This window comes from Lichenibacterium minor, from assembly GCF_004137685.1.
GTDB classification, from domain to species: Bacteria; Pseudomonadota; Alphaproteobacteria; order Rhizobiales; family Beijerinckiaceae; genus Lichenihabitans; species Lichenihabitans minor.
The window spans coordinates 208,409-220,239 of sequence record NZ_QYBB01000004.1; the positions used below are offsets into that span (position 1 = coordinate 208,409).

8 protein-coding genes and 1 tRNA gene are annotated in these 11,831 nt (G+C 72.4%); 5 read left to right on the forward strand and 4 right to left on the reverse strand.

Going from position 1 to position 11,831, the window contains the following annotated elements; translation table 11 throughout:
* The first annotated feature begins 115 nt into the window (after positions 1-115).
* On the forward strand, positions 116-928 hold the full coding sequence (locus D3273_RS06210) for an FAD binding domain-containing protein (protein ID WP_129224575.1): 813 nt from the start codon (positions 116-118) through the stop codon (positions 926-928).
* Positions 925-3,642, forward strand: coding sequence for a molybdopterin-dependent oxidoreductase (locus D3273_RS06215; protein ID WP_129224577.1), 2,718 nt, complete (start codon positions 925-927; stop codon positions 3,640-3,642). Before D3273_RS06210 ends, D3273_RS06215 begins: the two co-directional genes overlap by 4 nt.
* Before the next feature lie 12 nt (positions 3,643-3,654).
* Here the strand turns inward: D3273_RS06215 and cckA are convergent, their stop codons facing one another.
* A complete protein-coding gene (cckA, locus tag D3273_RS06220) occupies positions 3,655-6,162 on the reverse strand; it encodes a cell cycle histidine kinase CckA (protein ID WP_129224579.1) in 2,508 nt (835 codons plus the stop codon).
* A gap of 231 nt (positions 6,163-6,393) precedes the next feature.
* Between cckA and D3273_RS06225 the strand changes: the two genes are divergently transcribed.
* On the forward strand, positions 6,394-7,686 hold the full coding sequence (locus D3273_RS06225) for a flagellar biosynthetic protein FliO (RefSeq protein WP_129224581.1): 1,293 nt from the start codon (positions 6,394-6,396) through the stop codon (positions 7,684-7,686).
* 12 nt (positions 7,687-7,698) lie between these two features.
* Here the strand turns inward: D3273_RS06225 and D3273_RS06230 are convergent, their stop codons facing one another.
* From D3273_RS06230 to D3273_RS06240, 3 genes are all read right to left on the reverse strand, one after another.
* Positions 7,699-8,826, reverse strand: a complete 1,128-nt coding sequence (locus tag D3273_RS06230; RefSeq protein ID WP_129224583.1) for an acyltransferase family protein — start codon at positions 8,824-8,826, stop codon at positions 7,699-7,701.
* Between the two features lie 108 nt (positions 8,827-8,934).
* Positions 8,935-9,186: a hypothetical protein gene (locus tag D3273_RS06235; protein ID WP_129224585.1), complete on the reverse strand. Its 252-nt coding sequence runs from the start codon at positions 9,184-9,186 to the stop codon at positions 8,935-8,937.
* A gap of 140 nt (positions 9,187-9,326) precedes the next feature.
* Positions 9,327-9,432, reverse strand: a tRNA-Arg gene (locus D3273_RS06240).
* A 92-nt stretch (positions 9,433-9,524) separates the two neighbouring features.
* On the opposite strand from D3273_RS06240, the gene D3273_RS06245 reads away from it, so the two are divergent.
* Positions 9,525-10,802: a tyrosine-type recombinase/integrase gene (locus D3273_RS06245; protein WP_129224587.1), complete on the forward strand. Its 1,278-nt coding sequence runs from the start codon at positions 9,525-9,527 to the stop codon at positions 10,800-10,802.
* Positions 10,802-11,665, forward strand: a complete 864-nt coding sequence (locus tag D3273_RS06250) for a hypothetical protein (protein WP_129224589.1) — start codon at positions 10,802-10,804, stop codon at positions 11,663-11,665. The genes D3273_RS06245 and D3273_RS06250 overlap by 1 nt, the downstream gene beginning before the upstream one ends.
* Positions 11,666-11,831 lie beyond the last annotated feature (166 nt).

Here is an 11,831-nt window from a genome sequence, read left to right on the forward strand (position 1 = left end):
GCGGGCGGGATGCGGCGCGCGACGGCGCGGGAGGGTCGACAGGCCGGCCCCGACGCGGCAGCATCGCCCCTGGCATGCCCCGTGCAGGCCGGACCGGACGTCGGGAGCGAGCGCGTTGGACCTGAACGGCATCGACGAGGTGATCGAGCGACCGGACCGCGGCAGCCTCGCCGGCTTCCGGCCCGGCGACGCGTGGCTCGGCGGCGGCACGTGGCTCTTCTCCGAGCCGCAGCCCGGCCTGAGCCGCCTCATCGACCTCCGCGGCTTCGGTTGGGCGCCGCTCGCCGCCGACGCCGACGGCCTGACCGTCGCCGCCACCTGCACCATCGCCGAACTGGAGCGCTGGAGCGCCCCGCCGGGGTGGCGCGCCGCCGCGCTGGTGCCGCTCTGCTGCCGCGCCCTTCTGGGCTCCTTCAAGGTGTGGAACGGCGCGACGGTGGGCGGCAACATCTGCCTGGCCCTCCCCGCCGGCCCCATGACGGCGCTGGCCGCGGCGCTCGACGCGACGTGCCGCCTGTGGGGGCCGGACGAGGACCGCGCCCTCCCGGCGGCCGCCTTCGTCACCGGCGACCGCCGCACCGCGCTGCGCGCGGGCGAGCTGTTGCGCGAGATCCGCATCCCCGCCGAGGCCCTGCGGCGCCGCGCCGCCTTCCGGCAGATCTCGCTCACCCCGCAGGGCCGTTCCGGCGCGCTGCTGATCGGCACGCTCGACGAGGGCGGCGCGTTCCGACTCACCGTCACGGGGTCGACCGTGCGCCCCCTGTGCTTCCCTTACCCCGCCCCGCCCGCCGCGGACGCGCTGCTGTCGGACCTCGCCGCGATCCCCGACGCGCTGGTCTTCGACGACGTCCACGGCCGGCCGGCCTGGAGGCGGGCCGTGACGGCCCACCTGGCGGGCGAGATCCTCGACGAGTTGGCGGCCCCATGAGCTTCTCGATCAACGGCGTCCCGTCGGCGGACGCGCCCCGGCCCGGCCAATGCCTGCGCACCTTCCTGCGGGGGCTCGGCTGGTTCGGCGTCAAGAAGGGCTGCGACGCCGGCGACTGCGGGGCCTGCACGGTGTGGCTGGACGGCGAGCCGGTCCACAGCTGCATCACGCCGGCGTTCCGGGCGCGCGGCCGGCAGGTCACCACCATCGAAGGGCTGGCAGGCGCGAGCGAGGGGGGGCTGCACCCGATGCAGCGCGCCTTCCTCGACGCGCAGGGGTTCCAATGCGGGTTCTGCACCGCCGGCATGATCATGACGGCGGCGGCGCTGGACCAGGGCCAGCGCGCCGACCTGCCCGGCGCCCTCAAGGGCAACCTGTGCCGCTGCACGGGCTACCGTTCGGTGGCGGACGCCGTGGCGGGCGCCCGCAACGCCGACGGCGCCCGCAACCTCGGCGCCCCGGCCGGCCACGGCGTGGTGACGGGCGCGGCGCGCTTCACCGCCGATGTGGCGCCGGACGGCCTGCTGCACGCCAAGCTGCTGCGCTCGCCCCATGCCCATGCCCGCGTGGTGTCGATCGACCGCGCGGCCGCGTCGGCGGTGCCGGGCGTCGTCGCCGTCCTGGCGCACGATGACGCGCCCGCGGCGCTGTTCTCCACCGGCCGCCACGAGCTCGACGGCGACGACCCGTTCGACACCCGCGTCTTCGACACGGTGATGCGCTTCCACGGCCAGCGCGTCGCCGCCGTGGTGGCGGAAACCGAGGCCGCCGCCGAGGCGGGCTGCCGGGCGCTGGCGGTGCGCTACGAGGTGCTGCCCGCCGTGTTCGACCCCGAAGCCGCGATGGCGCCCGGCGCGCCGGCGCTGCACGGCGACAAGCGCGACGGCTCCGGCATCCACGATCCGTCGCGCAACGTGGTGGCGGAGTTCCATTCCGAGATCGGCGACACCGAAGCGGGCTTCGCCGAGGCCGACGCGGTCCACGAGGACACCTACCGGACGCAGCGCGTGCAGCACGCGCACCTCGAAACGCACTGCGCCATCGCCTGGACCGACGCCGAAGGGCGGCTCGTCGTGCGGACGAGCACGCAGGTGCCCTTCCTCACCCGCCGTGCCCTGGCGCGCGTGCTCGACCTGCCGGCCGAGCACGTGCGTGTGCTGTGCGAGCGCGTCGGGGGCGGCTTCGGCGGCAAGCAGGAGATGCTGGTCGAGGACGTCGTCGCGCTGGCGGCCCTGCGCACGGGCCGGCCCGTGAAGCTGGAGCTGACGCGCGAGGAGCAGTTCACCGCCACCACGACGCGCCATCCCATCGCGGTGCGGGTGAAGATCGGCGCGCGCCGCGACGGGCGTCTCACCGCCATCGCGCTCCGCGCCGTGTCGAACACCGGCGCCTACGGCAACCACGCCGGCGGGGTGCTGCACCACGGCTGCGGCGAGTCGATCGCGGTCTACGACATCCCGGCCAAGAAGGTCGACGGCTATGCCGTCTACACCAACGAGGTGCCGGCCGGCGCCTTTCGCGGCTACGGGTTGAGCCAGCTCATCTTCGCGGTGGAATCGGCGGTCGACGAGGTGGCGCGGCAGCTCGGCATCGACCCCTTCGAGATGCGTCGCCGCAACGTCATCCGGCCCGGCACCCCGATGGTCGGCACCTCCACGGACCAGGGCGACGTCGAATACGGGTCCTACGGGCTCGACCAGTGCCTGGCGCTCGTCGAGGCGGCGCTGGCGCGGGGCGACGGCGCCCCCGCGCCGGACGGCGACTGGGCGGTCGGGCGCGGCACGGCGTTGAGCATGATCCACACGATCCCGCCGCGCGGCCACTTCAGCGAGTCGCGCGTCGCGCTCGACGGAGACGGCCGCTTCCGCCTCACTGTCGGCACGGCGGAGTTCGGCAACGGCGCCACCACCACCCACGTGCAGATCGCCGCCGGGGTCCTGTCGGCGTCGCCCGGCGACATCGCGGTGCGGCAGTCGGACACCGACGCCGGCGGCCACGACACCGGCGCCTACGGCTCGACCGGCCTCGTGGTGGCGGGCCGGGCCACGCTGCGCGCCGCCGAAGACCTGCGCCGCCGCCTGCTCGACGCCGCCGAAGCGCTGTTCGGCCGGGCGGGCGACGGCTGGGCGCTGGCCCCGGGCGCCGTGGTCGACGGCGCACGGCGCGTGCCCCTCGCCGATGTCGCCGCGGCGGCGGCCGGGGCGGGCCTGGCCCTCGAAGGGACGGGATCCTTCGACGGGACGCCGCGCTCGATCGCCTTCAACGTGCACGGCTTCCGGGTGGCGGTGCACCGCGTCACCGGGGCGATCCGCATCCTGAAGAGCGTGCAGGCCGCGGACGCCGGTTTCGTGGTGAACCCGATGCAGTGCCGCGGGCAGGTCGAAGGCGGCGTCGCCCAGGCGATCGGCGCCGCGCTCTACGAGCACCTCGACGTCGAGGACGGGCGCGTCACCACGCCGGTGTTCCGCGCCTACCACATCCCGGCCTTCGCCGACGTGCCGCCCACGGAAGTGCTGTTCGCCGACACCAGCGACAGGCTCGGGCCGCTCGGCGCCAAATCGATGAGCGAAAGCCCGTTCAACCCGGTGGCGCCCGCGCTCGCCAACGCGGTGCGGGACGCCACGGGGGTGCGGTTCACCGCGCTGCCGCTGGCGGCGGACCGGATCTTCGCCGCCGTGCAGGCCGCGGGCCGCGGCTCGCGGGAAACCGCCTAGGCGGCGCGGCCGCTACCCCATGTTCTCCTTCACCTTCTCGACCAACCCCTTGAGCGAGAAGGGCTTCGCCAGGAAGTCGTAGACCGCGCCGTCGGGCAGGTTCCGCTTGAAGGCATCGTCGGCGTAGCCGGACACGAAGATGACCTTGATGTCGATGCCGCGCTTGCGCAGCTCCGCGAACATGGTCGGGCCGTCCATCTCGGGCATCACCACGTCCGACACGATGAGGTCGATCGTCGGCTGGTCGGGGTCGAGCGCGATGTCGAGCGCTTCCGCACCCGACGCCGCCTCCACCACGGTGTAGCCGCGCGACGTCAGCGCCCGGGCGCCGAAGGCGCGCACCGCGTCCTCGTCCTCGACGAGGAGGATCGTGCCCCGCCCGGTGAGGTCGGTCGAGACGGGTTTGGCGACCTCCTTGCGGACCGTCTCGTCGACGGGGGCCGGGACGTGGCGCGGCAGGAAGATGCGGAACAGCGTGCCGCGACCGACGACGGAATCGCAGAACACGAAGCCGCCCGTCTGCTTGATGATGCCGTAGACCATGGACAGGCCGAGGCCCGTCCCCTTGCCCACCTCCTTGGTGGTGAAGAAGGGTTCGAAGATCTTGGGCAGCACGTCGGCGGGGATCCCGGAGCCGGAATCCTCGATCTCGATGAGGACGTATTCCGCCGGCGTCAGGGTCTTCTCGTTGAAGCCCGCCACTTCGGGCTCCGCGACGTTGCGGGTGCGCACGGTGATGCGGCCGCCGTCCGGCATGGCGTCTCGGGCGTTGACGACGAGGTTCACGAGAACCTGCTCGAGCTGGTGCACGTCGGCGCGCACGATCCACAGGTCGCGCCCGTGGTTCACGTCCATCTCGATCTTCTCGCCGACGAGCCGGCGCATCATGTTCTGCAGTTCGGCCACGACGTCGCCGAGCTGCAGGTCGGTGGGCTGCAGCGTTTGCCGGCGCGAAAAGGCCAGGAGCTGCCGCACGAGGCCCGCCGCCCGGTTGGCGTTCTGGCGGATCTGCATGATGTCCTGGAAGGACGGGTCGGTCGGCCTGTGATTGGAGAGCAGCAGGTCCGAATAGCCGATGATGGCGGTCAGCACGTTGTTGAAGTCGTGCGCCACGCCGCCGGCGAGCTGCCCGATGGCCTGCATCTTCTGCGCCTGCAGGAAGCTTTCCTCGAGGGTCCGCTGCTCCGTCGTGTCGAGTGCGAACAGGTCCACCGTCCGCCCCTCGTTGCCGCGCGCCTCGTTGCCCGACACGAACAGCCGCACCGAGCCCTTCGCGCCGCCCCCCAGCGTCGCGTCGACGGGCGGGATGTCGCCCCGCCCCTGCGCGGCGGCGTCCACGGCGGCCCGCAGCGCCGGCCGATCGTTCTCGGACACGCCGGCATAGACGGACCGGTCCCCCCCGCGCAGCGCGTCGCCGAACAGCCGCACGAAGGCGGCATTGGAGCGCAGGATCCCGCCCGCGCCGTCGAGCGACGCGATGGCCATGGGGGTGGAGTTGAAGAAGCGCGCGAACCGCACTTCGGCGGCGCGCAGGTCCTCGGCGGGTTCTTCGCCGGGCGCACGGCTGATCACCAGGGTGCGCGACGGGCCCGGCATCCGGTCCTCCGCGAAGGCGATGCGGTGCAGCAGCCGGACCGGCAGGCTTTGGCCGCCGCGGCGGCGCAGGTCGACGTCGAACTGCTCCGTCTTCACCTCGCTGGGCGAGCCCGGCACGGCGGACAGCATGGCGGCGCCGTCGCCCGCCATGATGTCGCCGAGCGTCAGCCCGCCCGAGCCCACCTGAGCGAGGTCGTAGTCGAGCCAGCCCGCCAGCGTGGCGTTGAGGTAGGACACGCGGCCGTCCGGCTCGGCCGAGAAGAAGCCGGCCGGCGCATGGTCGAGGAAGTCGATGGCGTGCTGGAGTTCCTGGAACACGTTCTCGTGGCGCTCGCGCTCGCGCGTGACGTCGGCCACGCTCCACAGCACGGCACGCTTGCGCCCGGCCCGGTCGAGCGGGCGGACCTTGACGCGGTACCAGCCCACGGCCGACACGCCGTCGAGCGCGGGGGACAGGCGGATCTCCTCCGCGGCCCGGCGGCCGTCGCGCGCCGCCTGGGCCAAGCGGTACACGGCTTCGGAGATCTCGGCCGGCCCGGAGAAGAGCCGCTCGACCGGGCGGATCTGCGCGACGTCGAGGGCGCCCGACATGCCGAGGTAGGTTTCGTTGGCGTAGAGCACCCGGGCGTCGCCCTCGGTGACCAGCAGGCCCTCGCCCCCCGAATCGGCGATCAGCTTGGTGATGTCGTTGCGGGCCGCCTGCCCCGAGAACTGCAGGAACCCGATCGCGTAGAAGAAGAGGGAGATCAGCCCCACCACGGCCAGAACGGCGAGCAGCACGAGGGTGAATCGCCCCGCCTGGTCCTGCGGCAGGAAGGAGTAGGACGCGGCGGCCCCCACCAGCAGCACGGCGATCACCAGCACCAGGAGGGGGCTGCCGGTGCGCTCGGTGCGGTCCACCGCGGACAAAGGCGCGTCCGTCATGCGTCCCCCGTCGGCCGCGCGCAGGGCGCGGCGAAGCCGCGCCGCCCGCGACGACGCGCTGACAAGGAGCCCCGAACCCGGCTATGCATCTCGCACGAGGGGCCGGGGACGATCACCCCCGGGCCGGACCTCACCCCGTTAACCATTGATTAACCTTATTGAAGCGCACCTCGCACCTCGTGCTACAATTCAGCACTTGAGTGGGGCCTGTGTCGAGAGGCGAACGGAAGCATGCAGTCTTTGGCCAGTTTTTTCGAGGAGAACAGGCTCCTGGCCTCGGGTGCCGTGCTGGCGGCGGTCGTCGTGCTGCTCATCGTGGTGACCTTGCTGTACCGGCTCGTTTTCGGCCGGCGCCCGCGCGCCGCCGCCAACGGGCGCAACCGCCAGCCGCGCCTCGGCATCGTCGACGCCTACGACCTCGACCGGCAGCGGCAGCTCGTGCTGGTGCGGCGCGACAACGTCGAGCACCTGATCATGATCGGGGGGCCGACCGACGTGGTCGTGGAATCCTCCATCGTGCGGACGCAGGCCGCAGGCGCCCCGCGCGACAAGGAGGTGACGGGGCCGCTCGTCGGCACCGTGGCGGCGCCGTCCGCCCTGCCGTCCGCCCCCGCGCCGGCCGCTCTGGCCTCGTCGCCGCAGGCCGTGGCGCTGCCCCCGGCCACGTCGAGCCTGCCGCCAGTCACCGCGCGGATCGAGCCCACCCGCGCCGAGCCCGCGCTCCAGCCAACCCGCACCGAGTCCGCGCTCCAGCGCACCGAGCCTTCGCTCCGGCCAGAGCCGGCGCCGCGGGCGGAAAACCAGGGCCGCACGGAACCGGCCCTCGGCGTGCCGATGCCGCCGCCGTCGCCCGAGCGCGCCGCGCCCGAGCGGTCCCCGCGCCCGGTCGCGGTGCCGGATCCCGCCGCGCCCCCGACGCCGGCCGAGCCGGTGGTCCAGCCGATGCGTCCCGCGCCGCCCCGCCCCGCCGGGCTTCCGCCGCGGCCGGCGCCCCAGCCGATCCCGATGCCGCCGTCGGCTGCCGGCGCGCCGCCGGCCACCGCCCTGGACCGCCCCGTGACGCCCCGGCCGCCCCTGCCGCCGCGCCCGCCGACGGCGCGACCGCCGCTGCCGCCCCGCCCGAGCCTCGCGTCGAGCCTTCCGCCCCGCCCGCCGCGGCCCGCGCCGACGGTGAGGACGGACGCGCCGATGCGCCCGGACAACGCCCGTGCGGACACTTCCCGCCCCGACGCCGCCCGCCCCGACCCTGCCCGCGCAGATGTCGCCCGTCCCGACGTCGCCGGCCCGGACATCGCCGTCGCGGCGGCGCCGGACCCGTCGGCGGCGGCGGAGCCGCGGGCGACGCGCGGTCCCGAGCCTGTCCCGCCGCCGCCGGAGCCCGCCGCCGCCGCCATCCCGGCGCCGCCCTCGCCCGCACCCGCGCCGCCGGCTCCCCCGCCGGCCAAGAACATCGAATCGCTCGAGTCGCTCGAGGAAGAGATGGCCAAGCTCCTCGGCCGTCCCGCCCCTCGCCGCGACGCTTGAGCCGCTCCACCGTCACGCGGCCCGCGCCGCGCCGGCGGTCAGCGCCGTCCAACGCCGCCCGAGCCCGAGCGCGCGGTTCAACCCGCGCGTGATCGGCCGTTCGAGCCAGCGATGGACGGCGAAGGACAGGGCGATCGCGCCGAAGAAGCACAGGGCGCCGTAGAGCGCGGGCGGCAGCGACGGGACGGAGGTGTACCGGCCCAGGGCGTCCCCGAGACCCACGAAGAAGGCGTAGTGGACCAGGTAGAGCGCGTAGGACGCGTCGCCGAGCCGCTCCAGCGCCGCCCGGACGATGCCGCCCCTTCGCGGGCGGTAGAGGGCAGCCGCCGCGACGACGGCACAGGCCGGCGGCCCCCACACGAGGCCGCGATAGGGCAGCCAATCGTCGACCGACGCCACCGTGACGACGAAGGTGGCGAACCCCGCGGCGGCCAGCACCACGGCGACGGGCAGCGACACGCGGAAGCCGCGCGCATGGACGACGGCGAGGCCCAAGCCGAGCACGAACTCGAGGATGTTGGTATTGGCCCAGCGGTCCACCGGCCACGGCAGGGCGACGACGAGGCCGAGGCCGCTCAGGGCCACCAGCCCCACGGCGAGGCCGCCCAGCGCGGCCGCGCGCCTGAACGGCAGGACGGCCGCGAAGCAGGCGTAGAAGAACATCTCGAAATTCAGCGTCCAGCCCTGGGCGTAGAGGGGGAAGTCGCCCTGCTCGGCGCCGTGCGGATAGAACAGGAAGGCGTAGGACGCCGCGATCCACCGCCCCGTCTCGCGCGACAGCCCCCCGTGGCGCGCCTGGTGGAGCATCACGACCACGAAGACGGTGGTGACGATCCAGTAGAGCGGCACCAGGCGGACGACGCGCCGCGCCAGGAACAGGCTCGGCGCGCCCGGAGCGCCGAAGGCGGCAGCGGTCGAATGGACCATGATGAACCCGGACACGACGAAGAAGATGTCGACGCCGGCGGAGCCCGCGCCGAAATCCGGCAGGCTGCCCGGAAAGGCGCGGTCCGAGAACTCGTTGCCGATGTGGTACACCAGCACCATCAGGGCCGCGATGCCGCGCAGGACCTGGATGTTGGACAGGTGGCCGGGCGGGGCCGGGGGGGCCCGCTCGGGTCGTGGCTGGGTGGGGGTCAACGGCGTTTCGGCTCCGGCGGGTGTGGCGCGCGGCGTCGACGTCGGTCCGGGCGCGCGACGTCCAGGGGCGGCCTGCCCCGCAACCGGACCGGACGGGCGTCGCGCCGGTCAGAAGGTCGGCATGCCGGCCGGCAGCGGGACGTCGCCGCGATCTCCACCGGGCACGACCGGCGGCACGGCCCAGCCGGGGGGATCCGACACGTCCGGCCCCGGGCGCGGCGCGCCGCCGGGCACGTCGACGGAGTCCTCGCCGCCCGCGGGCGGGAAGGCCGGGACGGCGCCGGGCACGGCGGGGTCCGCCGGATCGGCGGGATCGTCGATGGGCCGGGGCTTGTAGTCCGGGGGGAGATCGGTGGGCATGGCGCGTTTCCCATGGGCGGCCGAGGCGGCCGTCCCCGCCCTTCCAACGCGGCGAGGCCGGATCGGGTGCAGCGGCACGGAAAAGCTCGCCCCCGCGGTGGGTGGGCGCGGATCGGCAGAAGGGAAGATCGGAGCCGAACTGGCGCACCCGTCAGGATTCGAACCTGAGACCTCTGCCTTCGGAGGGCAGAGGCCACACGATTTCCGGTGCTTACCTAGAATTTCTCCAGCTTGCTAAGCCTCTGCCAAAGAGAGCAATATCCGCTGCCCTGAAGGTGGCGAACGTTTCCGATGCGTTCCCGAGTTCGCCGCCGCCCGCTTACCCGGTGCTTACCGCGATGGTGAAGCTGACGAAACGGATCATCGATGCGACAGCGGCCAAAATGGCCGGTGACGCCATGTTGTGGGACGACGACCTACCCGGGTTTGGGCTCCGGATTAAGCCGAGCGGCGCGAAATCCTTCGTAGTGCAATACCGCAACGCCAACGGCCGCAGCCGGCGACTGACAATCGGTCGGTACGGCGTGCTCACCCTGGAGCAGGCTCGCGGCGACGCCCGCCAGATCCTTGTTTCTGTAGCGCGCGGGCAGGATCCCGCCGAGCAGCGCCAGTCTGAACGGCAAGCCATCACGGTCGGCGAGCTGTGTCGGGATTACCTGGAAAAGGCGGAGTCCGGCCTCATCATTACACGTCGGCGGCAGGCGAAAAAGGCCTCGACGCTGGCGACCGACCGCGGGCGCATCGAGCGGCACATTGTGCCCCTGCTCGGTCACAGGCCAGTCAAGGACGTGACCTCGGCCGACATGAGAGCCTTTCTGCGCGACGTAACGGCGGGAAAAACAGCGGCTGACGTGAAGACCGGTCTCCACGGACGTGCGATCGTCGAGGGCGGCCGGGGCACGGCGAGCCGCACGCTCGGGCTGCTCGGCGGCATCTTCACCTACGCCGTCCAGGAAAGCTACCGGCCCGACAACCCCGTCACCGGCGTCATCCGCCCCGCGGACCGCAAAAGGAAGGTCAGGCTCGACGATGGCGGCTTCCGCCGCCTCGGGCGCAGAATCAGGGCTGCGGAACACCTAGCCTACCGATGGCAAGCGACTGACGCTGTTAGGCTCCTCGCTCTCACAGGGTGCCGAAAGGGCGAGATCGAAGATCTCAGACGATCCGAGGTCGACCTCGCAGGCCAAGCCCTGCGGCTCGGGGACAGCAAGACGGGGTACAGCGTGCGGCCGCTCGGCAGCGCGGCCATCGGCGTGCTGCGCACCGCCATGGCACGCACAAAGGGGCAGTACGTCTTCCCGGCCACGCGCGGAGACGGACCCTACCAGGGCTTGCCGAAGGCGTGGAAAGCCATCGTGGCGCGCCGCATGCCGGACGTGACGGCGCACGTCCTCCGCCACTCCTTTGCCTCGGTGGCAGAGGACCTCGGGTTCACGGTGCCGACCATCGCCGCGCTACTCGGCCATGCGGCCGGTGGTGTGACAGCCGGCTACATCCACAAGCTCGACGCGGCGCTGGTCGCCGCGGCCGACCGCGTGTCGGCGCACATCGCCGGGCTGATGAACGGCGAGGTTGAGCCGGAGAAGGTGGTCAGCCTCAAGCGAAAGGTGAGCTGATGCCGTCCGCTCCCCCTCCTCCGCGCAAGCCGTTCGGCCCCACCGCGGCCTTCCACTTCGAGGTCGGCACGGATTCACCGATTCTCACCGCCCTCGACAAGGCCGGCAGCGGCCCGCTTCATCAGCCGCTAGCCGACATCAAGGGCGCCCTCTCGGCGGCGGTCAGCGCCCTCATGGACGCCAGGGCGACCGCACAGCCGCGCGCAGATTTCGCCGCCGAGATCCTGAGTTTCAAGAAGGCCCTGGACGCGTTCGTACCAGAGATCCCCGACGCGCTGTCGGCGGCCGGGGCCGCCATCGTCGACAGATGGAACGAGAGCGCGGTTGCAGCGATCGAGTCTGGCCAGCGCGACATGCGCGGCGTCGACCCAATGCGGCCGGTCTCGATCGCGTTCCCGGATACTACGGCACTGTGGATTTTGCGCGATGGGCTGCAAAGGCTGTCGGACGCAGTCCACGAGCTCGCGGTGGAGGAGCGGATTGGCATGCGTGGAAGTCCGCCGGCGGATAGGAGCCGCGCCGACCACCAGTTCGTAGCGGCACTTAAGGTGATATTCGAACAGTCTACCGGCAAGAAGGCATCGGCCGGCACCAACCACAAAGGCTCTACACAGCGAGAGCGTGTCGGCAGCGATTTCGGGCATTTCGTTCTCGCCGTCGAAGACGAGGCTGTACGGCAAGAAAGGGAGAGGTTGCTCGGCCTCAGGATCAAGAAGGCCGGTGGAGGACATCTGCCGCCGATCACCCCCGACGACGCCGAAAGGTTCGCCGATCAGCTACGTCTCGAAGGGCCGCATCACCTGATCCAAACCGCTTGCCCCACCCCGAAACAGAGGACGAAACCGCCTAAATACGGCGATTAGATCCTATTCGAGCTCATTCACGGCATCTGTCACTTTCCTCGTGCTGCTCGTCACTTCGAGCATCATCTGCATGAGGATCACATGCCCGCGTAATTGCTCACGAGGTCGTGCTGCCGTTCAGGCCGGCACGGCGATTGGCTGGCCTCGCAGCGTGAGGCGGATGGCA

Coding starts and splice junctions, on each gene's coding strand:
- D3273_RS06225 (WP_129224581.1), top strand. CDS start 6,394: ATGCAGTCTTTGGCCAGTTTTTTCGAGGAGAACAGGCTCCTGGCCTCG.
- cckA (WP_129224579.1), bottom strand. CDS start 6,162: ATGACGGACGCGCCTTTGTCCGCGGTGGACCGCACCGAGCGCACCGGC.
- D3273_RS06245 (WP_129224587.1), top strand. CDS start 9,525: ATGGTGAAGCTGACGAAACGGATCATCGATGCGACAGCGGCCAAAATG.
- D3273_RS06250 (WP_129224589.1), top strand. CDS start 10,802: ATGCCGTCCGCTCCCCCTCCTCCGCGCAAGCCGTTCGGCCCCACCGCG.
- D3273_RS06235 (WP_129224585.1), bottom strand. CDS start 9,186: ATGCCCACCGATCTCCCCCCGGACTACAAGCCCCGGCCCATCGACGAT.
- D3273_RS06215 (WP_129224577.1), top strand. CDS start 925: ATGAGCTTCTCGATCAACGGCGTCCCGTCGGCGGACGCGCCCCGGCCC.